Genomic DNA, 25,291 nt, shown 5'->3' with positions numbered 1-25,291 from the left:
AATGCAAAACGCGACGACTTATGTGCACCCTACCGCGGTGGTCGATGCGGGGGCAAAGATCGGCGCCTTCAGTTCGGTATGGCATTTTTCCCACCTTGAGGCTGGCGCAGTCGTCGGTGAGAACTGTAACCTCGGACAAAACAACTACATCGGAAACAGCGCTATCGTGGGGAACGCCTGCCGGCTCGGAAATTCCGTCTCGGTATTTTCGCATGTCGAACTCGAGGATTTCGTATTCTGTGCCCCGTTCATGGTGTTCACGCATATTTCGTTCCCGCGCGCTGCCGTCAACAGGCGCGAGATATTCCAAAAGACGCTGGTCCGAACCGGGGTGACCCTTGGGGCAAACTCAACTGTGGTTCCGGGTATCACGGTCGGCACCGGAACCTTTCTGGGTGCCGGCGCCGTGCTCACCAAGAGCGCGAAGGACTGGTCGTTGATGCTCGGTGCTCCCGCGCGCCAGGTGGGCTGGGTCAGCGCGTTCGGCGAGCGGGTGGAACTCCCACTTTCCGGATCCGGTGAGTGGCGATGCCAGCATACCGGTGACCTCTACGTTCTCGACGGTACCGAGTTGTCGAGACTCCCTGGACCTGACGACATCCTGCGCTATATCCCCGGCAGGAAGCTCGCGAGACTGCTGGCCAATGAGGCTTGATTTGGGGAGCCGCTTCGGGCAGGGGCGCTGACGTTGCGAATGTGAGTGGAAAACTGATGAAGGTCTTGTATCTGGACAGCGATGGACCGCTAGGTGGCGCGTCCCGCAGCCTTTTTGAGGTGGTAAGGCCGCTGTCGGCCGGCGCCGTCGATCCGTATTTTGTCGCGGTGCAGGGCACGGCGCTGAATTTCTATTCGCAGATCGCGAAAGACATGGTGGTGACGCGCGGGCTCACGAAATTCGACAACACGCGCTACAGCTACTATCGCGGCGTGCGCTGGCTGATCTTGATCAGGGAAATGTTCTATTTCCCTTTCACCATTTTAGCCCTTTTGCGGGCGCGTGCCCGCTGGAAGACCGTCGACGTCATTCACGTCAACGAGGTATTGTGCATCATCCCAGGCTTGATTGCGCGCTGGCTGTTCCGTGCCCCGCTCGTGGTCCATGTGCGCTCGCCGACGCGGATGGACGAAGAGTCGATAAGGTGCCGTTGGCTATTCGAGCGGCTGCGCAGGAAGGCAGCCGCGATCATCGCGATCAATGAAACGACTCGGGCGACCTTGCCCACGTCGCTTGATGTGGACGTAATCCAGAATTCGTTCACGCCGAAGAAGCTGGCCCGGCCGGACGAGGCGATGCAGGCCAAGCTCGACGCGCTCCGCCCGACGTCGCTTAAGATCGGCTTCGTCGGCAACCTGCATCATTCAAAGGGGTTGTTCGATCTGCTGGAGGCGGCACGGCTCGTACGGGCGGCCGGCCGCGACGTAGAGTATGTGATCGTCGGCGGCGTAACCGTCGTCGATCAGGGGCTGAAAGCGCGCCTGCTGGACGCCGCTGGGTTGGCGCAAAACGTCCAGGAGGAACTCGCGGTCCGGGTCGGGGAAGAGGGCCTCTCCGGTAGCTTTCACCTGCTCGGTCCGACCGTTGACATTCAGCGTGTCTATGAACGGATCGACGTCATCGCCTTCCCGTCGCACTTCGATGCACCGGGGCGGCCGGTGTTCGAGGCGGCGTTTTCCTCGGTTCCGTCGATTGTCGCGGTGGAAAATCCGTTCCCCGATACGCTCGTCGACGGTGAGACAGGACTTGCCATTCCGGGCCGGAACCCTCAAAAGCTCGCTGCGGCGATCATGCATCTTGCCGATCATCCCGAGCATGTCCGCCGGATGGGCGCCAACGCCAGGAAACTGGCGGAAAAGAACTTCAATCCCGAGGCGAATGCTAGGAAATTGCTGGCGGTCTATGCGCGGGTCGTGCAGTTCGACCGTACCCGCGCCTGAGATCAATCAACTTTGTCCAACATTGACCGAAGTCAGACCGTTATGAATGATTCTTCGAAGCGCGCGTACAAGATCTGCGCCAGCTGCATTATGGATACGTCGGACTCGAACATCACCTTTGATAGCCGCGGCTGGTGCGACTACTGCAACAACTTCCACCAGAACATTCTGCCGAACTGGCATCCGGATGCGCGCGGCGAGCGCGAGATGCTCGCGGTCGCCAAAACCATCCGCAACGAGGGTCGGGATCGCGAGCACGACTGCATCATCGGGGTCAGCGGCGGCGTCGACAGCTCCTATGTCGCCATGCTCGCCAAGGAAAAGCTCGAGTTGCGCCCCCTGATCTTTCACGTCGATGCGGGGTGGAATTCCCAGCAATCGGTCAACAACATCGAGAAGATGGTTGACGGTCTCGGCCTCGACCTGCACACTGAGGTGATCGACTGGCAGGAGATGAAGGATCTTCAGCTCGCCTTCATTAAGGCCCAGGTTCCGCATCTCGATACGCCGCAGGATCACGCCTTCTTCGCCGCTCTGTACAATTTTGCGGCCAGCCACGGCTTCAAATACGTCATTACCGGTGCGAACTATTCCACCGAGTGCGTGCGCGAGCCGCTCGAGTGGCACTATCACGCCACCGACCTGCGACAGTTGAAGGACATTCACGCCCGGTTCGGCACCCGTCCACTGAAGACGTTTCCGCTGACCGATATCTTTACCCACAAGCTCTACCACCGCTTTGTCAAGGGTATGCGGATCGTAAAGCCGCTCAACAACTTCCCCTACATCAAGGAAGAGGCGATGCAGGAGCTGGCCGACCGTTTCGGCTGGCAAAAATACGCCCACAAGCACTACGAATCCCGCTTCACCCGCTTCTATGAGGGCTATTGGCTCCCGGTCAAATTCGGCTACGACAAGCGCCGCGCGCATTTTTCCAGCCTGATCCTGACCGGGCAGCTGTCGCGGGACGAGGCGCTGCGGCGGATCGCACGGCCCGCCTATGACGAGGAGACAATGGCGCACGAGTTCGAGTATGTCGCAACCAAGCTCGACCTGACCGTCGCGGAACTGCGCGCGCTGATGAACGGGCCGAACAAGAGCTACCGAAACTACAAGTCCAGCATGCCACTGATCAATCTCGGGACCAAGGTGCTGCGCGCGTTGGGCGTGCAAAAGATGATGGTGCGATGATTGCCATCGTCGATTACGGGCTCGGCAACATTGCAGCGTTTGCCAGCGTCTACAACCGGGCCAACATCAAGGTCTCGGTGGCCAGAACCGCCGCCGACCTGAAGGGCGCCTCGAAGCTAGTTCTGCCGGGTGTGGGGCATTTCGATCACGCGATGCGGCTGCTCCAGGAGTCGGGGATGCGCGCCGCGCTCGATGAGATGGTGCTCGGGGACAAGGTGCCGGTGATCGGGGTGTGTGTCGGCATGCAGATCCTTGCCCGCTCCAGCGAGGAGGGCAGTCTGCCAGGCCTCGGCTGGATCGACGGCGAAGTCAGGGCGTTCAAGTCGAACGAGGCCACGAGTAACTTGCCGGTGCCGCATATGGGCTGGAACGACGTGCGGCCGCTGTTGCAAGGTAAGCTGTTCGATGAACTTCACGACAAGGCGAGATTCTATTTTCTGCATTCGTACTACATGAGCTGCGATCGCGATGAAGATGCACTGGCAACTTGCAGTTACGGGACGGAATTCGTCTGCGCGGTGCAGTCTTCCAACATCTATGGGGTGCAGTTTCATCCAGAAAAGAGCCACGGTTTCGGCAACCGTCTGTTGCGAAACTTCGCGGAGCTCTGAGCATGCTGCGTCCGAGAATTATACCCTGTCTGCTGGTCCACAACGGGGGGCTCGTGAAGACGGTCGCGTTCAAAGAACCAAAATACGTCGGCGATCCGATCAACGCCGTCAAGATATTCAACGAGAAGCAGGCGGACGAGCTTGCGGTTTTCGATATCGACGCGACGGCTCGCGGTGCCGAGCCCGACTTCAAGATGGTTGCCAACCTTGCAGCGGAATGCCGGATGCCGCTGTGTTACGGCGGCGGCGTCAAGACGGTCGCGCAGGCCAAGCGTATCATCGGTCTCGGGGTCGAGAAGATCGCGATCAGTTCGGCTGCGATCGAGACACCCGAGCTTGTTTCGGCCGCGGCCCAGGAAATCGGTGGGCAAAGCGTGGTCGTTGTGATCGACGCGAAGAAGGACTCGCGAACCGGCAGCGATCTGGCCTGGACCCACAACGGCACGCGCAATTCCGGGCGCTCGGTCATCGAGATGGCGCTGGAGGCCGAGTCGCGCGGGGCTGGCGAAATCGTGGTTAATTCCATCGATAACGACGGCCGGATGAAGGGCTACGACCTGGCGTTGGCGCGATCCGTGCGGCAGGCCGTGAAGCTTCCGGTAACGCTGCTGGGCGGCGCCGGCTCGCTCGCGCACATCGGCGAGCTGGTGGCGTCGTGTGGCGTGGTCGGGGCAGCTGCCGGTAGCCTTTTTGTGTTCAAGGGACCGTACCGGGCGGTGCTGATTAACTATCCCGAACCGGCAAAAAGGGACGAGCTTTTTCAGCTTGCTTTGCGGTAGGAATTGCTGGACGACTTGCTCCGGTTAACGTGGTCTGACGAAGTACACAGCCAGGAATGGGCGCGATAGGCGAGAGATAGGCCTGATGTTCGGAATTTCGCATGTTTGATGACCGGGTTTTATTGATAACGGGCGGAACCGGTTCGTTTGGCAAGGCGGTGCTGAAGCGCTTCCTTAAATCGGAGGTACGCGAAGTCAGAATCTTCAGCAGGGATGAGAAGAAGCAGGATGACCTGCGGAAGAAGTATCCTGATCCGAAGCTGAAATTCTATATCGGCGACGTGCGGGAACCGCGCAGTGTCGCCGCGGCCATGCGCGGGGTGGACTACTGCTTTCATGCCGCGGCGCTGAAGCAGGTACCGTCCTGCGAATTCTATCCGATGGAGGCGGTCCGCACCAACGTTCTCGGTACCGAGAACGTTCTCGAAGCCGCCATTGCCGCGAATGTCAAGCGCGTGGTGTGCCTGAGCACCGACAAGGCTGTTTATCCCGTCAACGCGATGGGGATGTCCAAGGCCATGATGGAAAAGGTCCTGGTCGCGGTTTCGCGCAATCTGCAGGGTATCGTGATGTGCGGAACACGCTATGGCAATGTGATGGCATCCCGAGGCTCGGTGATCCCGCTGTTCGTCGAGCAGATCGCTGCGGGCAAGCCGATCACTATAACCGATCCTGCAATGACCAGATTCATGATGACGCTCGACGAATCAGTGGAATTGGTGCTGCACGCGTTCACTCACGGGCAGAACGGTGACATCTTCGTCCAGAAGGCACCGGCCGCGACCGTAGCGGTGCTGGCGCGCGCCCTGCTGGAGGTGATGGGGCGGCCGAACCACCCGATTTTGGAGATCGGGACGCGGCACGGCGAGAAGCTCCACGAAACTCTACTCAGTCGGGAGGAGATGAGTCACGCCGAGAGCCGCGGTAACTATTATAGGGTACCACCGGACGGTCGGGATTTGAACTACTCGAAATTCGTCGAAGAAGGCGAGCGCCGCATCAGCGTGGAGCATGACTACAATTCGGAGAACACAGTTCAGCTTGACGTGCCCGCCATGAAGGAATTGCTGCTTCGGCTGGAGTTCGTGCAGCGCGTCGCGCGCGGCGAGCGGATCGCCCTAGAAGATTGAATCCGATGCGCATCCTGATTACCGGAGTAGACGGATTCATTGGAGCGAACCTGCGGCTTCGCCTAGGCGAAGCCGGCTATCGCGACATCGTCGGCATTACGCGGTCCTCCACGCGCGAAGACTTGGCCGCCGGGCTCGCCTCCGCCGATTTCGTGTTTCACCTTGCCGGGGTCAACCGACCAAAGACGGCGGATGAATTCGTCGCCGGCAACCGGGATTTCACCGAGCAACTCTGCCAGGCGCTCCGCAGCGCCGGCCGCCGGACGCCGGCGGTGTTTTCCTCGTCGACGCAAGCCGCGCTGGACAATCCCTACGGCCGAAGCAAGCGTGCCGCGGAAGAGATCTTGTTACGGTACGGCCGCGAGAGCGGAGCGCCGGTATTCGTGTTTCGGCTGACCAACGTGTTCGGCAAGTGGGCGCGGCCTGACTATAATTCGGCAATCGCAACCTTCTGCCATAACGTCGCTCGCGGCCTTCCGATCCGTGTTGACGATCCAGCTGCCAGGCTCGGGCTGGTCTATATCGACGACGTGGTGGATGCCTTCATCCGCTGTCTGACCTCGCCGGGACCGGTAGCTGGCCAGATCGAGGCGGGACCCGTTTATGAGACCACGGTCGGCGAAGTCGCGGACATCATCCGCAGCTTCCTCGCCATCCGTTCCACGCTGATGAGTCCGCCGGTCGGCGTCGGGTTGGCTAGGGCGCTTTACGCGACGTACGTCAGCCATCTTCCGGTTACCGCGTTTGCCTACCAGGTGCCGCAGTATGTCGATCCCCGAGGCGCCTTCGCGGAAGTTCTGAAGACGCCGGATTGCGGCCAGTTCTCGTATTTCACCGCACATCCCGGCGTCACCCGCGGCGAGCACTATCATCACTCTAAATCCGAAAAGTTCGTGGTTATTCGCGGCACCGCGAAATTTCGCTTCAGGCAGATCGAGACTGGCGAATTTCATGAAATCGTAGTACGGGGCGGCGAGGGGTACGTCGTCGAAACTATCCCGGGCTGGGCGCACGACATTACCAATACCGGGGGCGACGAACTGATCGTGATGCTTTGGGCGAACGAGATATTCGATCGTGCGCGGCCAGATACGATAGCTAAGAAAGTAGTAGAGTGAAGAAGCTTAAGGTTATGACGGTCGTTGGAACCCGGCCGGAAATTATACGGCTTTCGCGAGTGATTGCGAAGCTGGACCTCTATTGCCATCAGATTCTGGTCCACACTGGTCAGAATTACGACTACGAACTCAACGCGATCTTTTTTGAGGATCTTGGAGTTCGAAATCCTGACCGATTTTTGGAAGCAGCGGGCGACAGCGCCGCGCAGACGATCGGCAATCTCATAGCCAAGGTCGATCTGGCGCTTGTAGAGGAGCAGCCCGATGCGATGTTGGTGCTTGGCGATACCAACAGCTGCCTCGCCGTGATTCCAGCGAAACGTCGCAAAGTTCCAATTTTCCACATGGAGGCAGGCAACCGTTGCTTCGATCAGCGGGTTCCCGAGGAAACTAACCGTCGTATCGTCGATCACACCGCCGACGTCAACCTTACCTACAGTTCGATTGCGCGCGAATATTTGTTACGTGAAGGTCTGTCGCCGGATTTGGTCATAAATACTGGCAGTCCGATGTTCGAGGTGCTTTCGCATTATAGATCTAAAATTGATTCCTCTGATGTCGTGAAACGGTTGGGATTGACCCCGGAGGGATTCTTTGTAGTCAGCGCGCACCGCGAAGAAAATATTGAGACTTCACACATGTTCAACAAGCTAGTTGCTCTGCTTAATGGCATTGCGGAGGATTACGGTCGGCCGGTGATAGTCTCGACGCATCCTCGCACTCGTAAGCGGATCGAAGAGGATGACGCAAAATTTCATCATCGGATCAGCCTGCTCAAGCCGCTAGGCTTCAGCGACTATGTGAAATTGCAAATGTCTGCTCGGGCAGTGCTTTCCGACAGCGGAACTATCAGCGAAGAATCTTCCATTCTAAACTTTCCGGCCTTGAATCTGCGGGAGGCTCACGAGCGTCCTGAAGCGATGGAGGAGGCGGCAGTGATGATGGTCGGTCTTGAAATTGATCGGGTAAGGCAGGGTTTGTCTATTCTGGAACAGCAAGTTCGAGGGTCACTAAGAAATGTCGGTGTAGTTCGCGATTACAACGTGCCGAACGTCTCAGATAAGGTTGTTCGTGTTATTCACAGCTATACCGACTACGTAAATCGTGTAGTCTGGCGAAAATACGATTGAGTTAGGCCGTTGCGTATTTTGATTGTCAGCCAATATTTTTGGCCAGAGAATTTTCGCATCAATGAACTCGTGATGGAGCTTTTTGCACGAGGGCACGAGGTCACGGTTTTAACCGGGCAGCCGAACTATCCTTCGGGCCGAACCTATCCGGAATACATTCAAAATCCTCGACATTTCTCGAAGTATGGCGGCGCTTCTATCATTCGCGTGCCTCTTGTCTCGCGCGGCCAGAGCAAAGTGCGACTCGTCTTGAACTATCTCAGCTTCGTGATTTCCGGGGCGACCGTTGGCGTTTGGCGGCTGCGTGGCAAGAACTACGATGTTATTTTTTGCTATTTGGTTTCGCCGATGACTACTGCTTTGCCGGCATTGCTGATCGGTCGCTTAAAGCGTATCCCTGTTACTATTTGGGTGCTGGACCTCTGGCCCGAGACTCTTGCGGCTGTGGGTGCAGTCCGCTCCAAGTCAGTATTGCGTTGGGTGGGACGTCTGATAGGTGTTATTTATCGCGGTTCTGCGCGCATTTTTGTGCAATCGATGGCGTTTGTTCCCAATGTTCTGCAATATGGCGGAGACGCCAACCGCGTGAGCTATCTACCCGGCTGGGCGGAGCAGGTGTTTGATCCGACTAGCGTCAGCCCGACCGCTGTTCCCGAATTTGCACCAAATGACGGAAAGATGAAAATCCTTTTCGCCGGTAATATTGGTGAAGCTCAGGATTTTCCATCGATCCTTACCGCAATCGAAGCTTTGCGCGATAGAATCGACGTGCGCTGGATTATCGTCGGCGATGGGCGTGCGAAGGCGCAGGTGGTCGCAGAAGTCGAGGCGCGCGGCCTTGGTGATGTCGTATCTTTGCTAGGCCAGCACCCGATTGAACGCATGCCATCTTTTTTTCGTGCTGCCGATGCGTTGTTGGTTTCGCTGAAGGCCGGCTCAGTCTTCAGCATGACGATTCCTGGGAAAGTGCAGAGCTATCTCGCCGCGGGGGTGCCGATCCTCGGCATGCTCGATGGAGAGGGAGCCAGGGTCATTGAAGAAGCGGGCGCTGGGTTAGTTTGTCCTGCCGGAGATGGATTAGGCTTGGCACGTCAAGTTCGGCGCTTGATCGAAATGCCAGCTTCTGAACGAGCCGAGATGGGTACGCGCGGTCGAGCCTATGCGGCGCGCGAATTCAATCGTGAATTGGTGGTGGGCAAGCTGGAGCAGATTTTATCCGAACTGGTGAAAAACCCCTTGTAAATTCTTGACAGCAGGGAAGGGATAGTTGGGCGATCGCGGCGTTGGTGTTTGGGCGTCCCAACCGTCCAAAATATCGTGTCTATGAATGTAAGGCGAGATATGAACCAGACCATCTCATCAACTGAAAATCCGCAGTCGTGTGACGATTTGCCAAATAAAGCTGAGCTGGACTTCTGGGGATTACTGCTTGCCGCGCTGCTTGTTAGTTTGCGGCACTGGAAGCTGCTGGTCTTTGGCCCGTTGATCATAGGGATCATAGCCTTGGCTGGCAGCTTTCTTCTGCCGAAATCTTATATTAGCTACGCTTATGTTGGTCCGCTGAATGATGAAATGGCCAGGAAAAGCTCTGCGCTTATCGTGTCGCCACCAGTCGTTGATGCCGCGCTGAGGAAGCTTTCTAAGTCGCTTCCCGCCATGACTCCTGATGAGGGCATGAGATATTTGACGCAAAGGATACGGTTTCGGTCGCTTCAGGGGGCGGATTCAAAGTTAACCTCGTTGTACGTCTTGGAGGTGTTGGACGCGGAGCCGTCGCGCGCGCACGGCTTGTTAAGTGCGATCATTGATGCTTGGCTAACTGCGATGAAGCCTCCACCGGAAAAGTTGGCTTCTCTGCAACGAATGCAAGAAGCATTCGAAGCTCAGTCCGTGGACGTGTCGCAGGCAATAGCGCTGTTGTTGACCCATCCGGAGTTGTTAAAAGCGGATATAAAGTCCGGAAGCATGCCAAATAATGTTGCCGATATGATCAAGCTTCGAACAGATGGGATTGTCAAAAGCGAAGACCTTAAGTCGAGCATCGCGGGATTGGGGCGTGATATCGTTGTTGTGCCACCAATCGTCCCGGCGGAGCCGGTAGGTCCCGCCAAATACGAGATCGCCCTTATGGCCGTAGGGATTACATTCGTCGCACTTCTGCTTGTCGTCGTTTTTCGTGGTGTTCTCGTGCCTGTCCTCAATCGCTCCAAGTATGCGCCGAGCTTTCGCGAAATCGCCAGAGCTTTTCGTTAGCTACGAAGCAGTCGATAAACTCGTCGATCGGATTGCGTCGATAAAGGAGAAGATCTGGGCTTTGGGTTCGCCCCGGCCGGGATCATTTCAGCACTTCGTTCATCAGCTCTGTCAGTAGGCTAAGATGTGCTGGCCATAATTGCGCAGTTCTCTTTCGATTGGAATCCGACAAGAGAAGCCACGATTTGAAAGGATTGCGTGTGACTGAGAGGCACTTGGAATTAATAGCCAAGCTAAATGCGAAGACCGCGAAAATCGGTATCGTGGGGCTGGGGTATGTTGGGCTTCCGCTTATGCTTCGCTACTGCGAAGTGGGTTGCAAGGTTATTGGCTTCGACGTAGATCAGTCCAAGGTAGACGCATTGCGTGCTGGCCGGTCGTATATTGAACACATCGAATCTAAAAGGTTGTCGCATTTTGTTGACAGGAAAAGTTTCGAGCCAACCTCGGATCTTTCGCGAATTGCGGAGGTCGATGCTCTTATTCTTTGTGTGCCGACACCGCTTAGCAAGCACCGCGAGCCTGATCTAAGCTTTATCTTGGGTACCATTGATTCCGCGTTACCCTTTCTTCACCCTGGAATGGTGATTTCCTTGGAAAGCACCACATATCCCGGAACTACAGATGAAGAATTAAAGCCGCGTATTGAAGCTCAAAATCTAAAAGTTGGCGAGGATGTCTTCTTGGTGTTCTCACCGGAGCGCGAGGACCCGGGCAATCAGGTCTATTCCACTCAGACCATCCCGAAGGTGTGTGGAGGCTGTACGAGTAAGTGCCTGGCGGCCGGTATCACTTTGTACAGTCTAGTTGTAGATACGGTGGTCCCTGTCAGCTCAACGCGTGCCGCCGAGCTCACTAAGCTTCTTGAAAATATTCATCGCTCGGTAAACATCGGACTCGTCAACGAGATGAAGGTCGTTGCTGACAGGATGGGAATCGATCTTCATGAGGTCATCCGCGCGGCAGCTACCAAGCCTTTTGGATTTGTTCCATATTATCCAGGGCCGGGCATTGGGGGGCATTGTATTCCTATTGATCCGTTCTATTTGACTTGGAAGGCCCGTGAGTACGGTGTTCATACGCGATTCATCGAACTTGCCGGTGAAATCAACTCTTCAATGCCTGACTACGTCGTTTCGAAGGTTGTGGACGGATTGAATGCAAGAAAAAAGTCTGTCAACGGGAGTAAGATTCTCGTTCTCGGGATCGCTTATAAGAAAAACGTTGATGATTCCAGAGAATCGCCATCCGTTGTTCTGATGGAGAAGTTGCAGGACCTTGGGGCGCAGATTTCCTACAGTGATCCTCATATTCCAACCTTTCCAAAGATGCGTGCGCACCATTTTTCACTCGCGAGTGTACCTCTCTCGCCTCTAACTATTGCGGAATTCGACTGTGTTCTACTTGCGACCGATCATGACAAATTTGACTACGGTCTTATCAGGCTGCACGCGCAATTGCTTGTCGATTGCCGGGGTCGATTTCCGGAGGCGTTTCCAAATGTGGTTAGGGCGTGAGGGTGTGGATTGGCTATGACTTCGTGTACTATGCGCATTTGCGTGCGTTAGCTAGACTAATAGGTATGTTGAATGAGGGGAGGCAAATTGATCTGCTCCCCTGAAACGGGCTCGATTTTGAGTTGAGGTTCTGTTCTCCACCGAGGAGACAGACCTTGCGTAAGAGCAGGTTTACGGGCGGGCAGACTATCAAGGTCCTGAAGTTAGCCCGCCGCCGGGATGTCGGAAGGCGATCTATGCCGAAAGCTTGGCATCAGTGACGCGACGTTCCACAAGTGGCGATCCCGCTATAGCGGCATGTCCGACGCCCGCAAGCTGAAGGGCCTGGAAGACGAGAACCGGAAGCTGAAGAGACCTCTGGCAGAGTCGATGTTGGATGTATCGACGCTGAAGGAAATGCTCGGGGAAAAACTTCTGATGCCCAACTTGCGGGAACGAGCTGTGACCTGGGCGATCAGTGAGAAGAACTACTCGCAGCGACAGGACCGGAACCTGCGCTGGTCGCTCGACTTCGTGCTGGACACGTTGGTCGATGACTTCACGCGGGAATGCCTCACCTTGGTCGTCGATACCTCGCTCACCAATCTGCGTGTCGTGCGCGAGTTCAACTGTGTCATCGAGACCCGTGGCTGCCCTCGCATGATCGTCAGCGACAACGGCGCCGAGTTCACCTCGAACGCCATATTCACTAGCGATACCCATCATCCTGTGGGACGTAATTCCTCGATCTCAATAATTTCATCGAATCGTTTGATGGAGATCAAACACTGGGTTGAAGGTTCGCGGGTTCCAATCGAAGTCGCGGGCTGCTGGTGTGGAATCGAACGCCATGTCTTTCATCATGCGAAGGCCCATCGCCACGTTTGAGCCAGGCCAAAGCGGTTTTGCACAAGCAAAGGCTGCCTTCCAAAGGAAGGGCGGTACCGAAATGGTGCGGCGTGGCATCCGTAGGCCATCAAAAATACGGCCGACCATCTCTCGGTAGGTGAGAGTTTCACCGCCTGACAGCGAATATATCTTGTTTGCTGCGGCGCCCCTCGATGCTGCGATTATTGCTCCGATCGCCAAATCTTCGGCATGGACAGGTTGCCGCAAGCCCCGAGCCCCGCCAACAAGCAACATGAAGCCATATCGACGAATAAGGTTCGACATCGGGGTGATATTGGTATCGCGTCCTTCAGCGTAGATCAGAGTCGGCCGTAAAATTGTCCATTCTACGCCGTGCCCTTCACATGCAAGTACGATGCTGCGCTCCGCATCAACCAGTTTTCTAATGTTTTCTCGTTCCGCGGAAACTTCAGAATCGTACTTGGTAAGTACACTCGTCGAACTAAACACTACGACGCGTCGTAGTGACGGGTTAATCAGCTGTGGAAGGCACTCTGCCACGAGCGTCGCGTCGGTCGTGCAGTAAAGAGTTTCGAACTCCGGAAAGTTCAAGGTATCCGGCCGTTTGAGATCTCCGCGAAACCAACGAACAGACGTGCTCGGTTGCGGTGCTCTGGATAACGCGAACGTATTCCGGCCGCGAAGAAGAAGATGTTCGACAATGTAGCTGCCGACTACCCCTCTAGCTCCTACGACCAAGCTAGCATCTTGTCTTGTCGTGATTTCCACACCCTACCTAGCCATCACATCCAGAGCTGACAATAGGAGTGCGCGGGGTTGCCACCATGCACATTGCCAATCACAAGTTTACACCTTGGACGCCTAGCCCAGAGGCGGCTGTCGCGCAAGCGCAAATTGAGGTAACTTCCGCTGACCTGCCTCTGAAGTTTCATCCAGTGGCGATTAGAGTCTCGGCAGGTTTTCGCGTACAAGAAGCTGCCTAAAGGGCGGCGATTTTGAGAAATTCCCTTTAATTTTCCCTGTTAGCAGGGGCGCTCTACCGCTCGTCGGAAATCACCTTGCCATCGTTCGGCAGCGAGGAAGCCGCCACCAGTTCGACATTGCCGCCGAGCTTTGTTACCGCGCGCAGCGTCGCTGATAGTTCGCCCTGCAGGGTCGCGTCCTGAGTTGTGGCTTCCGCTTTCAGCGTCATCAAATCGCTCTCGCCCGCCCGCGTCACGACGAGGCGCAGCCGCCCGAGTTCGGGATGGCGCTTGGCGATCTCGGCAATTTGTTCCGGTCGCACGAACATGCCCTTGACCTTGGTGGTCTGGTCGGCCCGGCCCATCCAGCCCTTGATGCGCATGTTGGTGCGCCCGCACGGACTTGCACCGGGCAGCGCCGCGGTGAGGTCGCCGAGCGCAAGCCGGATCCAGGGGTGCTGCGGGTCTAGCGAGGTGACGACGATTTCGCCGACATCGCCCGGCGCGACGGGATCTCCGGTGCCGGGTCGCACGATCTCCATGATCAGGTCCTCGTTGACGACCATGCCGTCGCGCGCCGGCGTTTCGAAGGCGATCATGCCGAGGTCCGCGGTACCGAAGGCCTGATAGGCATCGACGCCCCGCGCCTTGACTTCGTCCTGCAGCGATTTCGGAAACGCCGCACCCGACACCAGCGCGCGCTTGATCGAGGACACGTCGCGCCCGCTGGCAACCGCGGCGTCGAGCAGGATCTTCAAAAAGTCCGGCGTGCCGCTATAGCCGACCGGACGATAGGCCTCGATCAGTTCGAACTGCTGTTCGGTATTGCCGGGACCCGCCGGGATCACCGCGCAGCCCAGCGCCCGCGCCGAGGCGTCGAAGATGAATCCGCCGGGCGTCAGGTGATAGCTGAAGGTGTTCAGCACCACGTCGCCGGGCCGGAAGCCGGCAGCAAACAGCGCCCGCGCACCGCGCCAGGGATCGACGTGGGCGGGCTCGGGCTCGAAGATCGGGCCCGGCGAGGTGAACAGCCGCCCGAACGCGCCCAACGGCCCCGCCACGAAGCCGCCGAAGGGCGGTGCGGCCTCGTGCAGGGCCGGCAGTTCCGACTTGCGCAGCACCGGCAGGCGCGCCAGCGCAGCCCGGCTGATCACGGAGGCGGGATCGATGCCCTTCAGGCGCTCGGCATAGGCGGGCGCATCCATGGCCTTGCGGAGAATGTCCGGGAGCTTGGCGAACAGTTCCGCCTCGCGCTTGGCGGGCTCGCGCGTTTCGAGGGCATCGTAGTGGTCGGTCATGGTTGATCCGTCAGGTTAGGGCTCATTGCGCGCCGCCGTTGACGTGCTAACAGACGGCTTCTACCGGTGTTGGAGTTGGCTCGGAGAACGCGATGGCTGATGCACAAACTGCTGCGGCGGAGGATTCGGCCGACGTCATCGCGAGGCTGAAGGCCCGCATGATCGACCATGCATTGCCGCTGTGGTCCGGCGAAGGCTGGGATCGCACGACAGGCGGCTTCATCGATCGCCTCACGCCGGACGGCCGTGCCGACCGTCAGGCGCCGCGCCGGATTATGGTGCAGGCCCGGCAGATCTATTGTTTCGCCAAGGCGGCCCAGATGGGCTGGTATCCCGAAGGCCGCGAGATCGCGCTGAAGGGGCTGGATTACCTGTTGACCAAGGCCAAAAGCCCCGATGGCAAGCCCGGCTTCGTCCACGTCCTGACGCCTGATGGCGCCGTGCTGAAGCCGCTGCGCGATACCTATGACCATGCCTTCGTGCTGCTGGCGCTGGCCACCGTCTACGCGCTTGACCGCGATGCGCAGGTCCGCGCCGAGATCGACACGCTCTGTCATTTCCTGGATACCCACCTGCGCTCGTCGCACGGCGGCTTTCTCGAAGGTTTGCCGGCGTCGATGCCGCGGCGGCAAAATCCCCAGATGCATCTGTTCGAAGCGATGATTGCCGCGTTCGACGCGACGCATGACAACGTATTCCAGAATCGCGCCGGTGATTTCTTCGCGCTGTTTCTCGCCAACCTCTATGACAAGCAGAAGCAACTGCTCGGCGAGTATTTTGAAGAGGACTGGTCGAGGATCGAGCCTGTGAGCATCGAGCCCGGGCATCAGGCGGAGTGGGCCTGGCTGCTGAAAGGTTTTGAACGCATCACGGGCTGTCCGACCGGGCGTTTTCGCGGTGAGTTGCTGGCGTCGGCGCTGCGCTACCGTGACGAGGCGACGGGCTTTCTGGTCGACGAAGGCGACACCGCCGGCAACGTCAAGCGCCATACGCGGCGGCTGTGGCCGCAGACGGAGATTGCGAAAGCGTGGATCGCACAGGCGGAGTCCGGCGAGGCCGGTGCCGCCGACGAAGCGCGCGCGGCGCTGGTGCGGCTGGAGCGGCACTACCTCAGCCATCCTGTGGCCGGCGGCTGGCACGATCAATTCGATCGCGCCGGCAACTCGCTGGTCGCCACGATCCCTGCGTCCTCGTTCTATCACGTGCTCTGCGCGGTGACCGAAGCGGAACAGGTGCTCGGGTAAAGAGTTGGCTTTCACAGCCACCGCTTCCGCCGCTTGAAGCTTTTCAGGTTCTTAAAACTCTTGCGCTGGTCGCCGGCGCCGCCGAGGTAGAATTCCTTGACGTCCTCGTTGTCGCGCAATTCGTCGGCCGAGCCGTCGAGCACCACCTTGCCCTGTTCCATGATGTAGCCGTGGCTGGCGACCGAAAGTGCGGCACGCGCATTCTGCTCCACCAGCAGGATGGTGACGCCGAGGTCGCGGTTGATCTCCTTGATGATGGCGAACACTTCCTTGACCAGCAGCGGCGACAGCCCCATCGACGGCTCGTCCATCAGGATCATCTTGGGGCGCGCCATCAGCGCGCGGCCGATCGCCAGCATCTGCTGTTCGCCACCGGACAGATAGCCGGCCAATCCCGTGCGCTCCTTCAGGCGCGGAAAATACTTGAAGACCATGTCGATGTCGTCGCCGACCTCGTTGTCGCTGCGGGTAAAGGCCCCGAGCCGCAGGTTTTCCATCGACGTCATGTCTGATATGATGCGGCGGCCCTCCATCACTTGGAAGATGCCGCGGCGGACGATCTTGTCGGGGTCGATGCCGTGGATGCGCTCGCCCTCGAACACGATTTCGCCGCGGGTGACTTCGCCGTCCTCGGTCTTGAGCAGGCCCGAGATCGCTTTCAGCGTCGTCGACTTGCCGGCGCCATTGGCGCCGAGCAGCGCCACGATCGCGCCCTTGGGCACGTCGAGGCTCAGCCCGCGCAGCACCAGGATGACGTCGTCATACACCACTTCGATGTTGCGCACGCTGAGCAGCGGCGCTGATGTCGTGGCGGCGGCTGGCGCCGGTCGGGCGGTATCGACGGTTTCAGTCATGTCCGTTTACCTTCGCTGTCGTCACCCGCCTTGTGCGCGATTGCGCACTGGGCGGGTGACCCGGTATTCCAGAGACGCCTGCGATAAATCGAGAAGCTGCGGCGTACTGGATCCCCGCTTTCGCGGGGATGACGACTGGAGAGTGGGCCGCCCTTGCGGACGGCCCGCCCCAATTTACCAGCCAAACCATTCCGGCTTGCGCGGCAACTCGACGGTCTTGACCTTCTCGAGCTTGATCGTGCCCTTGGCCATGACGTCGTTGATATCGCCATCGGTCGCGCCCGATACTTTCGAGCGATACAGATCGACCTTCGTGGTTGGGCGGTGATCCTTCTCGGTCCAGGTCGAGGGATTGCAGACGCCGTCCATGCCGGCCGGCACCCAATCCTTCTTCTGGTAGAAGGCCTTGGCGACGTTCTCGCCGGTGGCGCCACCGTTCTTGGCGGCCCAGTCGAGCGCTTCCTTCAGATAGAGCGCGCTGCAGACCGCCGCGATGTAATGCACGGGCCGATAGACCTTGCCTGTCGGGTCGGACATTTTCGAGATTTCGATCACGGTCTTCATGCCCGGCGCATTGCCGCCCCACGCCACCGCGGTCCGCAGCGGGAAGATGACGCCGTCGGCCGCATCGCCTGCCGTCTTGGCGGCGTTCTCATCCATCCCCCAGACGTTGCTGAGGAACTGAACGTCGACGCCGGCGGTCTTGCAGGCCTTCATCACCGAGATGTTGGAGGCGGCCGTGTTGCCGAGATAGGCGTAATTGGCGCCGGCACTCTTCAGGCTGAGGCACTGCGCGCTGTAGTCGCCCGGCGAAAGCGCGAACACCAGCGGGGGCAGCACTTCGAAGCCGAGTTCGGCGGCAAGCGCTTCACCCGCCGCCTTCGGGGCGTTCGGGTAGGGGTGGTTGGCGCCCATGTGCACGAACTTGGGCTTGCCGGGCTTGCCCTTGGCCTTCCAGTCCTCGGCCGCCCAGGTCAGTTCCGCACGCAGCGCATCGGAATAGCTCGGGCCGTAGAAGAAATTATACGGCGCCGGCTTGGCCTTGCCGCTGGTGCCTTCCGGATCGGTCAGCGCCGCCGCGTAGGAACCGGAGATGTCCGGGATCTTGTCCTGCGCGAGGAAGCCGGTGAGCGCCTCGGTATCCGCGGTGCCCCAACCCATGATCGCGGCGACCTTGGTGTCGGGCGCCGACCATTTCTTGTAGAGCGCGATCGCGCGCGGCACCTGGTAGCCGTAGTCGTTGCTGTCGACATTGAGCTGCTTGCCGCCGACGCCGCCGTTCTTGTTGACCCAGGCGAAGGTATCCGCGACGCCCTGGCCGTAGGGGGTTCCGACGTCGGCGGTGCCGCCCGACAGATCCTGCAGATGGCCGAGCGCAATCTGTGCCTGCGCGGATGCGGAAGCGCCGCTAATCAGCAGCGCCAATGAAACGGTGCTCAAGAGAGATTTCATCGTCATAGACATTTTCCTCCGGTCTTTTGTTGAGTTCGTTGTCGTCGCTCCCGTTCCCGCCTCAATGCGAAAACGGGTAGAGTTTCCAGTAGGTCTTGATTTGTCGCCAGCGGTGCGCAAGCCCGTCGGGCTCGAACATCAGGAATCCGATGATGATCAGCCCGATCGTGATCTCGCGGAGGAAGGTGATGTTGTTGTTGAGTGACAACGCCTTGTCGATCGCGCTGCCCTTCAGGCCGCCGCTGATCCACTCCATTGCTTCCGGCAGCAACACCACGAACGCGGTCCCCATCAGGGTGCCCATGACCGATCCGGTGCCGCCGATGATGATCATTGCCAGGAACAGGATCGAACGCTCGATGCCAAAACCTTCGTTGGAGACGACGAGCTGATAGTGCGCGTAAAGCGCGCCGGCGATGCCGGCGAAGAAGGCGGCGAGCCCGAATGACAGCGTACGGTATTTGGTGAGGTTGATGCCCATGATCTCGGCGGAGAGATAATGGTCGCGGATCGCGACCAGGGCGCGGCCGTCGCGGGTGCGCATCAGGTTGGTGACCAGGAGATAGCTGATCACGAGATAGGCCAGCACGACGTAGAAATATTGCTTATCGCCGCGGAACGTGTAGCCGAAGATCGAGAACGGGTTGGCGCTGGCCGGCACCGAGCCGCCGGAGAACCAGTCGGCGCGCGAGAAGAAATCCAGCAGGATATATTGCGCGGCGAGCGTCGCGATGACGAGATAGAGGCCCTTTAGCCGCGCCGCCGGCAGGCCGAAGATCAGTCCGACCAACGCGGTGATGACGCCGGCGAGCGGAATGGCGAAGAACACCGGGATCGGCAGAGTGTTGGAGATGTAGGCCGAGGTGAAGGCGCCGAGCAGGAAGAACGCGGCGTGGCCGATCGAGATCTGCCCGGTGAAGCCGACCAGGACGTTGAGCCCGAGCGCCGCGATGGCAAAGATGCCGATCTGGATCGAGATGCTGAGCCAGTAATTGGTGAATACCAGTGGTGCGAAGCAGACCAGGATGACGCCGGCAATGGCAAAGTTGCGGCTGGTCGCGGTCGGAAAAATCGTGGTGTCCGCCGCATAGGTGGTGCGGAAGTCGCCGGAGGGGATGAGGGAGGGACCGGCCATGAGTTATACCCGCTCGATGTCTTTGGTGCCGAACAGTCCATAGGGCTTGATCATCAAAATAATGATCAGCACGTAGAACGGCGCGATTTCGTAGAGATTGCCCCAGTGCAGATATTCGCTGTCGACATACTGCGCGATGTTCTCCAGGAGCCCGATGATGATGCCGCCGACCACGGCGCCGCCGATCGAATCCAGCCCGCCGAGGATCGCGGCCGGAAACACTTTGATGCCGTAGGTGGAAAGGCCCGAGGATACGCCGTTGACGACGGCGACCACGACGCCGGCAACCGCCGACACCATGGCCGAAATCGCCCACGCCATCGCGAACACGTTTTTCACCGAGATACCCAGAGACTGCGCCACCTGCTGGTTGAAGGCGGTGGCGCGCATGGCGAGGCCATATTTGGAGGCCCGGAAGAACCAGGCCATGCCGATCATCATCGCGACCGACACCACGAGACTCATGACATAGACGGTCTGGATCTGAAGGCCGAGGAAGCTGACGGATTGGCTTTGGAACACGCGCGGGAACGGCTGCGGGTTGACGCCGAATATCCACTTCAGTGCGGCCTGGAACACCATCGACAGGCCGATCGTCACCATGATGACGGAGATGATCGGCTCGCCGATCATCGGGCGCAGGATCAGGATCTGGATCGCGATGCCGAACACGAACATGAACACCAGCGTCATCGGCATGCCCAGCCAGAACGGTACCTCGTATTTGGCGAGCAGCGCCCAGCACACCCAGGCGCCGATCAGCAGCAGCTCACCTTGCGCGAAATTCACCACCTGCGTCGCCTTGTAGATCAACACGAACGACATCGCCACCACGCCATAGAGCGTGCCGACCACGAGGCCGTTGACCAGGAGCTGGATCAGGAACTGGGTGTTCATTCCGCGGCCTCCGCGACCGGCATGTCATGCGCGAGGTCGATCACCCGCAGCGTGGTGCGGATGCGCTGGGTGGTGCCGTCCTGGAAGCGGATCACGGTATCGACCGGGATGTCACGCTTGCCGCCGTAGATCGCGTCGATAATCCCGGCGTACTTTTCGTTGATGACGCTGCGGCGAACTTTCCGCGTGCGGGTCAGTTCGCCGTCGTCGGCGTCGAGTTCCTTGTAGAGCAGCAGGAAGCGCGAGATGCGCTGCGCCGGCGGCAGCGTGGTGTTGACGGTCTCGACTTCCTTGCGCAGGAGATCGTAGACCTCCGGGCGCGAGGCGAGGTCGGTGTAGGTAGTGAACGAGATACGGTTCTTCTCCGCCCATTTCGAGATGATCGAGTAGCGGATGCAGATCATGGCCGCCAGCGCGTCGCGACCGGCGCCCAGCACCACCGTCTCGGCGATGTAGGGCGAGAACTTCAGCTTGTTTTCCAGATATTGCGGTGAGAAGCGTTCGCCGCGCGAGGTCTCGGCGAGATCCTTGATGCGGTCGATGACGACGAGTTGCTTGTTGTCGTTGAAATAGCCGGCGTCGCCCGAGTGCATCCAGCCGTCCTTCATGTCGGCGACGGAAGCTTCCGGATTTTTGTAGTAGCCGAGATACATGTTGGGATGGCGCACCACGATCTCGCCGACCCCGTTGATGTCGGGGTTGTCGACGCGGATCTCGATATCGCTGGCCATCGGCACGCCGGTGGTGTCCGGATCGACCTTGCCGAAGGGGTGCAGCGTATAGGCGCCCAACAGTTCGGTCTGGCCGTAGAGCGTGCGCAGCGGCACGCCCATGGCCTGGAAGAACTTGAACGTATCCGGCCCGAGCGCAGCACCTCCGGTCGCAGCCGAGCGCAGCCGCGTGAAGCCGAGGCGGTCGCGCAGCGCGCGGAACAGGACCTTGTCGGCCAGCATCGAGTGCTTGCCTTCGGCGAGCGCCGCAAGCCCGGTCTTCATGCCGAGGTCGTACAATTTCTGTTTGAGCGGCGAGGAGTCCATCACGCCGGCGCGCACATCCGCCGCGATCGATTCCCAGACCCTCGGGGCGAACAGCACGAAGGTCGGCGCGATCTCGCGGAAGTCGTTCATCATGGTGTCGGGCTCTTCGACGAAGTTGACCTTCATCCGGCAGAGCAGGCCTTTGCCGAGCACGTAAACCTGTTCCATGATCCAGGGCAGCGGCAGCACCGAGACGTATTCGTCATCCGGTCCCTTCGGATCGAACGAGAGATAAGTCGCGCAATGCCTCAAGACGCGTCCGGCCGCCAGCATCGCCAGCTTGGGATTGGCCGTGGTGCCCGAGGTGGTGCAGAGGATGGCGACGTCCTCGCCCTTGGTTTGGTCCACCAGGCGATCGTAAAGACCCGGTTCGCGCGCCGCCCGTTCGCGGCCCATCGTGGCCAGCTTTTCGGCCTCCATCAGGCGCGGATCGTCATATTTCCGCATGCCGCGCGGATCGGAATAGACGATGTGCTTGAGGTTCGGCACGCGCTCGGCCAGCGCCAGCAGCTTGTCGACCTGTTCTTCGTCCTCGGCAAAGACCAGTTTGGCCTCGCCGTAACTCAAGAGATACGCGGCTTCCTCGTCGAGCACGTCGCGATAAAGGCCGAGGCTCATGGCGCCGATGGCATGGGTTGCGATTTCGGCCGCCACCCAGTCCGGCCGGTTGTCGCCGATCACGCCGATGACGTCGCCGCGCCCGAGCCCCAGTTCGACCATGCCGAGGGCGAAATCATGAACGCGGCTTTGGTAGTCGTTCCAGGTGAAGACCCGCCACAGCCCGAGATCCTTTTCGCGCAGCGCAATCTCGCCGCCGTGCTCTTTGGCGTTGAGGCGCAGCATTTTCGGATAGGTATCGGCTTGGGCCACACGGCCGGCGTAATCCATCATGCCGCGCACTCCGGGGCCGCGGTGGGCTTGTCGTCGGGATCGACGAGGACCTCGTCCTCTTCGCCGAGATAGGCGCGCTTGACATGGGGATCGGCGAGCACAGCCGCGGGATCGCCCTCGGCGATCTTGCGGCCGAAATCCAGCACCATGACGCGGTGGGAGATATCCATCACCACGCCCATGTCGTGCTCAATCATCATCACGGTCATGCCGAACTCTTCGTTAAGGTCGACGATGTAGCGCGCCATGTCCTCCTTTTCCTCGAAGTTCATGCCGGCCATCGGCTCGTCCAACAGGATCAACTGCGGCTCCAGCGCCATCGCGCGGGCAAGCTCGACGCGTTTGCGCAGGCCGTAGGGCAGGGTACCGGCGGTGGCCTTGCGGACCGACTGCAGGTCGAGGAAGTCGATGATTTCCTCCACCTTGCGACGGTGCTCGAGTTCCTCGCGCCGCGCTCCGGTCAGCCAGTACAGCGATCCCGTGATGAAGTTGTTCTTCAGCAAATGGTGCCGCCCGACCATGATGTTGTCGAGCACGCTCATATGGTGGAACAGCGCCAGGTTCTGGAAGGTGCGGCCGATGCCGAGCGAGGGACGCGCGTTCGGGTTCAGGCCGGTGATGTCCCTGCCGCGATAGAGCAGCTGGCCTTCGGTCGGCTTGTAGCGGCCCGAGATGCAATTGACGATCGAGGTCTTGCCGGCGCCGTTCGGCCCGATGATCGAAAACAACTCGCCGTCGTTGACGCCGAAGCTGACTTCGGTCAGCGCACGGACGCCACCAAAGCGCAGTGACACCCCGCGCACTTCCAAAGCGTAAGCCACTCATTCCTCCAGATACGACGCTTTGCGCGCTCTTTATCTATGTTTGCACACGATGGTGCGATCCTACATCGCCGGTTACCGCTAGGCCATCCGACTAATGATCCCGACCCGAAAGCACTGCGCGGTAACGCCGCACCCTGCAAATCCCGGCCGTTCCAGGTGCCGTCCGCTTACTCCCTTGGAGGATCAGCGAGCCGGCACGAGGTGGTCCTCAATAAGGGAAAGCGATACGTTGAAATGTCTTGTGCCTGACAATTGGTCAGCAAATTTCGTAGCGTCGCGTGCGGCCGCCGTGGCGGTTGTTGCAGTGCAATATAAGGGCTGAGGTCACAGGCGACGGTCGATGAAACAATGATTGCTCCGGATTACCTCAAACGCATTGCGGCCTGGTCGCGCGAACTCAGCGAGCGCGAGACCGAGATCGCGCGCGCCGGCATCGTCGAGAAGTCCTACCGCGCCAATGAATTCATCTTCATGCGCGGCGACCAGTTCGACTACTGGACCGGCGTGGTCACTGGGCTGGCGCGGATGGGCATCGTGTCCCGCGGTGGCAAGGCCGCGAGCTTTGCCGGTCTCACCGCCGGCGCCTGGTTCGGCGAGGGTACGGTGCTGAAGAACGAGCCCCGCCGCTACGACGTGGTGGCGCTGCGCGATACCAGGATTGCGATGATGAACCGCAGCACATTCCTGTGGCTGTTCGAGAACAGCGTCGGCTTCAATCGCTTCTTGGTCGGGCAGCTCAACGAGCGTCTCGGCCAGTTCATCGCGCTGCTGGAGTACGGCCGCACGCTCGATGCGACCGCGCGGCTGGCACGCTCGATCGCCTCGCTGTTCAATCCCATCCTCTATCCGGACCTCACGCCGCATCTCGAGATCACGCAGGAAGAGATCGGGGCGCTCTCCGGCATCTCCCGGCAGAATGCCAACCAGTGCCTGAAGCGGCTGGAGAAGCAGGGCCTGCTTCGGCTCGAATATGGCGGCGTTACCGTGCTCGACCTCGAACGCTTGCGCCACTACGGCGAATAGGGAGCAACGCTGCGGCATCCGCGCTGTTGGCGCGGCCGGTGAGTTGATCTAGCCTTGCCGGCAAGGCCGCCGGTGAATGATGGGCTCAGGGAGGCGTCATGAAACTTCAGCGTCGTCAATTCTTGCAACTGGCCGCCGGGGCTGCCGCGCTTCCTGTCACCTCTGGGGTCGCCGGCGCACAAACCTATCCGGCGCGGCCGGTTCGTTTGGTGATCGGTTATACCCCTGGCGGCTCGGCGGATCTCACCGCGCGGCTGATGGGGCAGTGGCTGTCGGAACGGCTCGGGCAGTCGTTCGTGATCGAGAACCGGCCGGGTGGCGGCACCAATATCGCGACGGAAGCGGTGGTGCGCGCGGCGCCGGACGGCTACACGCTGCTGCTCGTCGCGCCGGCCAATGCCATCAACGCCACGCTCTATGACAAGCTCAATTTCGATTTCCTGCGCGACACCGAGCCGGTCGCGGGCATCATCCGCTTTCCCAACGTGGTGGTGGTCAACCCCGCACTGCCGATCCATTCGATCCCCGAGCTGATCGCCTACGCCAAGGCCAATCCCGGCAAGCTCAACATGGCGTCCTCCGGCAACGGGTCGACGATCCACATGTCCGGTGAGTTGTTCAAGATGCTGACCGGGATCAACATGGTCCATGTGCCCTACCGGGGCGGCGCGCCGGCGCTCACCGATCTGATCGCGGGCCAGGTGCAGGTGATGTTCGACAACATTCCGACCTGCGCCGAGCACGTCAAATCCGGCAAGCTGCGCGGTCTGGCGGTCACCAGCACGACCCGTTCCGAGGTGCTGCCGGATCTGCCTGTCGTCGCCGATTTCCTCCCCGGCTACGAGGCGAGCGCCTGGTATGGCATTGCTGCACCGAAAGGCACGCCGCCCGAAATCATCGAGCGCCTCAACAAGGCGGTCAACGAAGTCCTTGCTGATCCCAAGGCCAAGGCCCGCTTTGCCGAACTCGGCGCATTTCTTCTGCCGGGTTCGGCGGTGGATTTCGGAAAGCTGCTGGAAAATGAAACCGACAAATGGGGCAAGGTGGTCAGGTTTGCGGGCGCCAAGGTCGATTAGAGCCTTATCGGTTCTGATTGAATCAGAACCGGGCTCTCCTCTTTGTTTTGACGCGTTTTCTTCACGCGAACCGGCTTCGCTCGAA

General features: G+C 59.5%; 21 protein-coding genes and 1 pseudogene. 15 read left to right on the top strand and 7 right to left on the bottom strand.

Translation table 11 applies throughout. The features are described from left to right. Position 1 precedes the first annotated feature (1 nt). The 12 genes and pseudogenes from FFI89_RS23165 to FFI89_RS23110 form a co-directional block, all read left to right on the top strand. Positions 2 to 655, top strand: a complete 654-nt coding sequence (locus FFI89_RS23165; protein ID WP_138829935.1) for an acyltransferase — start codon at positions 2 to 4, stop codon at positions 653 to 655. Positions 656 to 711: 56 nt separating this feature from the next. Beyond that, positions 712 to 1,935: a glycosyltransferase family 4 protein gene (locus FFI89_RS23160; protein WP_138829934.1), complete on the top strand. Its 1,224-nt coding sequence runs from the start codon at positions 712 to 714 to the stop codon at positions 1,933 to 1,935. 42 nt (positions 1,936 to 1,977) lie between these two features. Beyond that, positions 1,978 to 3,126: an N-acetyl sugar amidotransferase gene (locus tag FFI89_RS23155; protein ID WP_138829933.1), complete on the top strand. Its 1,149-nt coding sequence runs from the start codon at positions 1,978 to 1,980 to the stop codon at positions 3,124 to 3,126. Continuing rightward, on the top strand, positions 3,123 to 3,737 hold the full coding sequence (gene hisH, locus FFI89_RS23150; protein WP_138829932.1) for an imidazole glycerol phosphate synthase subunit HisH: 615 nt from the start codon (positions 3,123 to 3,125) through the stop codon (positions 3,735 to 3,737). The genes FFI89_RS23155 and hisH overlap by 4 nt, the downstream gene beginning before the upstream one ends. A gap of 2 nt (positions 3,738 to 3,739) precedes the next feature. Further along, positions 3,740 to 4,516 (top strand): AglZ/HisF2 family acetamidino modification protein, encoded by a 777-nt coding sequence (locus FFI89_RS23145; RefSeq protein ID WP_138829931.1) that lies wholly within the window; start codon positions 3,740 to 3,742, stop codon positions 4,514 to 4,516. Between the two features lie 101 nt (positions 4,517 to 4,617). Then, the gene (locus FFI89_RS23140) at positions 4,618 to 5,646 is read left to right on the top strand and encodes a polysaccharide biosynthesis protein (RefSeq protein WP_138829930.1); all 1,029 of its coding nucleotides are present in this window, start codon (positions 4,618 to 4,620) and stop codon (positions 5,644 to 5,646) included. 5 nt (positions 5,647 to 5,651) lie between these two features. Next, on the top strand, positions 5,652 to 6,764 hold the full coding sequence (locus tag FFI89_RS23135) for a capsular polysaccharide biosynthesis protein CapF (protein ID WP_138829929.1): 1,113 nt from the start codon (positions 5,652 to 5,654) through the stop codon (positions 6,762 to 6,764). Next, positions 6,761 to 7,894, top strand: a complete 1,134-nt coding sequence (locus FFI89_RS23130; RefSeq protein ID WP_138829928.1) for a UDP-N-acetyl glucosamine 2-epimerase — start codon at positions 6,761 to 6,763, stop codon at positions 7,892 to 7,894. The genes FFI89_RS23135 and FFI89_RS23130 overlap by 4 nt, the downstream gene beginning before the upstream one ends. A 9-nt stretch (positions 7,895 to 7,903) precedes the next feature. Further along, positions 7,904 to 9,136, top strand: coding sequence for a glycosyltransferase family 4 protein (locus FFI89_RS23125; protein WP_138829927.1), 1,233 nt, complete (start codon positions 7,904 to 7,906; stop codon positions 9,134 to 9,136). A gap of 99 nt (positions 9,137 to 9,235) precedes the next feature. Beyond that, complete coding sequence (locus tag FFI89_RS23120; protein ID WP_138829926.1) at positions 9,236 to 10,147, top strand: hypothetical protein; 912 nt, start codon at positions 9,236 to 9,238, stop codon at positions 10,145 to 10,147. A 215-nt stretch (positions 10,148 to 10,362) separates the two neighbouring features. Next, positions 10,363 to 11,664 carry a nucleotide sugar dehydrogenase gene (locus FFI89_RS23115; protein WP_246669230.1) on the top strand — a complete coding sequence of 434 codons (1,302 nt, stop codon included), beginning with the start codon at positions 10,363 to 10,365 and terminating at the stop codon, positions 11,662 to 11,664. Positions 11,665 to 11,819: 155 nt separating this feature from the next. Next, positions 11,820 to 12,348, top strand: a pseudogene (locus FFI89_RS23110) (transposase); the annotation flags it as partial. Between the two features lie 1,201 nt (positions 12,349 to 13,549). On the opposite strand, the gene FFI89_RS23100 reads toward FFI89_RS23110, so the two are convergent. Then, positions 13,550 to 14,773 carry a phenylacetate--CoA ligase family protein gene (locus FFI89_RS23100; RefSeq protein ID WP_138829923.1) on the bottom strand — a complete coding sequence of 408 codons (1,224 nt, stop codon included), beginning with the start codon at positions 14,771 to 14,773 and terminating at the stop codon, positions 13,550 to 13,552. Positions 14,774 to 14,865: 92 nt separating this feature from the next. Between FFI89_RS23100 and FFI89_RS23095 the strand changes: the two genes are divergently transcribed. Next, the gene (locus FFI89_RS23095; RefSeq protein WP_138829922.1) at positions 14,866 to 16,017 is read left to right on the top strand and encodes an AGE family epimerase/isomerase; all 1,152 of its coding nucleotides are present in this window, start codon (positions 14,866 to 14,868) and stop codon (positions 16,015 to 16,017) included. A gap of 11 nt (positions 16,018 to 16,028) precedes the next feature. On the opposite strand, the gene FFI89_RS23090 is transcribed toward FFI89_RS23095, so the two are convergent. The 6 genes from FFI89_RS23090 to FFI89_RS23065 form a co-directional block, all read right to left on the bottom strand. Then, complete coding sequence (locus tag FFI89_RS23090; RefSeq protein WP_138829921.1) at positions 16,029 to 16,871, bottom strand: ABC transporter ATP-binding protein; 843 nt, start codon at positions 16,869 to 16,871, stop codon at positions 16,029 to 16,031. Positions 16,872 to 17,045: 174 nt separating this feature from the next. After that, the gene (locus FFI89_RS23085) at positions 17,046 to 18,329 is read right to left on the bottom strand and encodes an ABC transporter substrate-binding protein (RefSeq protein ID WP_138829920.1); all 1,284 of its coding nucleotides are present in this window, start codon (positions 18,327 to 18,329) and stop codon (positions 17,046 to 17,048) included. 55 nt (positions 18,330 to 18,384) lie between these two features. Next, on the bottom strand, positions 18,385 to 19,458 hold the full coding sequence (locus tag FFI89_RS23080; RefSeq protein ID WP_138829919.1) for a branched-chain amino acid ABC transporter permease: 1,074 nt from the start codon (positions 19,456 to 19,458) through the stop codon (positions 18,385 to 18,387). A 3-nt stretch (positions 19,459 to 19,461) separates the two neighbouring features. After that, positions 19,462 to 20,355 carry a branched-chain amino acid ABC transporter permease gene (locus FFI89_RS23075; RefSeq protein WP_138829918.1) on the bottom strand — a complete coding sequence of 298 codons (894 nt, stop codon included), beginning with the start codon at positions 20,353 to 20,355 and terminating at the stop codon, positions 19,462 to 19,464. Then, positions 20,352 to 22,283 (bottom strand): long-chain fatty acid--CoA ligase, encoded by a 1,932-nt coding sequence (locus FFI89_RS23070; protein ID WP_138829917.1) that lies wholly within the window; start codon positions 22,281 to 22,283, stop codon positions 20,352 to 20,354. The genes FFI89_RS23075 and FFI89_RS23070 overlap by 4 nt, the downstream gene beginning before the upstream one ends. After that, positions 22,280 to 23,104, bottom strand: a complete 825-nt coding sequence (locus FFI89_RS23065; protein ID WP_138829916.1) for an ABC transporter ATP-binding protein — start codon at positions 23,102 to 23,104, stop codon at positions 22,280 to 22,282. The genes FFI89_RS23070 and FFI89_RS23065 overlap by 4 nt, the downstream gene beginning before the upstream one ends. 351 nt (positions 23,105 to 23,455) lie before the next feature. Here FFI89_RS23065 and FFI89_RS23060 point away from each other — a divergent pair, with 351 nt between their 5' ends. Together FFI89_RS23060 and FFI89_RS23055 are read left to right on the top strand one after the other, a co-directional pair. Further along, on the top strand, positions 23,456 to 24,130 hold the full coding sequence (locus FFI89_RS23060) for a Crp/Fnr family transcriptional regulator (RefSeq protein ID WP_138829915.1): 675 nt from the start codon (positions 23,456 to 23,458) through the stop codon (positions 24,128 to 24,130). A 98-nt stretch (positions 24,131 to 24,228) separates the two neighbouring features. Further along, positions 24,229 to 25,206, top strand: coding sequence for a tripartite tricarboxylate transporter substrate binding protein (locus FFI89_RS23055; RefSeq protein WP_138829914.1), 978 nt, complete (start codon positions 24,229 to 24,231; stop codon positions 25,204 to 25,206). Positions 25,207 to 25,291: the final 85 nt, after the last annotated feature.

Origin of the sequence: Bradyrhizobium sp. KBS0727, from assembly GCF_005937885.2 — a bacterium.
Classification (GTDB): Bacteria; Pseudomonadota; Alphaproteobacteria; order Rhizobiales; family Xanthobacteraceae; genus Bradyrhizobium.
This window is presented reverse-complemented; position numbering and strand designations above follow the sequence as displayed.

Excerpts from the sequence above, each read along its gene's own strand:
- FFI89_RS23165 (WP_138829935.1), top strand. The coding sequence starts at position 2 with ATGCAAAACGCGACGACTTATGTGCACCCTACCGCGGTGGTCGATGCG.
- FFI89_RS23160 (WP_138829934.1), top strand. The coding sequence starts at position 712 with ATGAAGGTCTTGTATCTGGACAGCGATGGACCGCTAGGTGGCGCGTCC.
- FFI89_RS23155 (WP_138829933.1), top strand. The coding sequence starts at position 1,978 with ATGAATGATTCTTCGAAGCGCGCGTACAAGATCTGCGCCAGCTGCATT.
- hisH (WP_138829932.1), top strand. The coding sequence starts at position 3,123 with ATGATTGCCATCGTCGATTACGGGCTCGGCAACATTGCAGCGTTTGCC.
- FFI89_RS23145 (WP_138829931.1), top strand. The coding sequence starts at position 3,740 with ATGCTGCGTCCGAGAATTATACCCTGTCTGCTGGTCCACAACGGGGGG.
- FFI89_RS23140 (WP_138829930.1), top strand. The coding sequence starts at position 4,618 with ATGTTTGATGACCGGGTTTTATTGATAACGGGCGGAACCGGTTCGTTT.
- FFI89_RS23135 (WP_138829929.1), top strand. The coding sequence starts at position 5,652 with ATGCGCATCCTGATTACCGGAGTAGACGGATTCATTGGAGCGAACCTG.
- FFI89_RS23120 (WP_138829926.1), top strand. The coding sequence starts at position 9,236 with ATGAACCAGACCATCTCATCAACTGAAAATCCGCAGTCGTGTGACGAT.
- FFI89_RS23100 (WP_138829923.1), bottom strand. The coding sequence starts at position 14,773 with ATGACCGACCACTACGATGCCCTCGAAACGCGCGAGCCCGCCAAGCGC.
- FFI89_RS23095 (WP_138829922.1), top strand. The coding sequence starts at position 14,866 with ATGGCTGATGCACAAACTGCTGCGGCGGAGGATTCGGCCGACGTCATC.
- FFI89_RS23090 (WP_138829921.1), bottom strand. The coding sequence starts at position 16,871 with ATGACTGAAACCGTCGATACCGCCCGACCGGCGCCAGCCGCCGCCACG.
- FFI89_RS23085 (WP_138829920.1), bottom strand. The coding sequence starts at position 18,329 with ATGACGATGAAATCTCTCTTGAGCACCGTTTCATTGGCGCTGCTGATT.
- FFI89_RS23080 (WP_138829919.1), bottom strand. The coding sequence starts at position 19,458 with ATGGCCGGTCCCTCCCTCATCCCCTCCGGCGACTTCCGCACCACCTAT.
- FFI89_RS23075 (WP_138829918.1), bottom strand. The coding sequence starts at position 20,355 with ATGAACACCCAGTTCCTGATCCAGCTCCTGGTCAACGGCCTCGTGGTC.
- FFI89_RS23070 (WP_138829917.1), bottom strand. The coding sequence starts at position 22,283 with ATGATGGATTACGCCGGCCGTGTGGCCCAAGCCGATACCTATCCGAAA.
- FFI89_RS23060 (WP_138829915.1), top strand. The coding sequence starts at position 23,456 with ATGATTGCTCCGGATTACCTCAAACGCATTGCGGCCTGGTCGCGCGAA.
- FFI89_RS23055 (WP_138829914.1), top strand. The coding sequence starts at position 24,229 with ATGAAACTTCAGCGTCGTCAATTCTTGCAACTGGCCGCCGGGGCTGCC.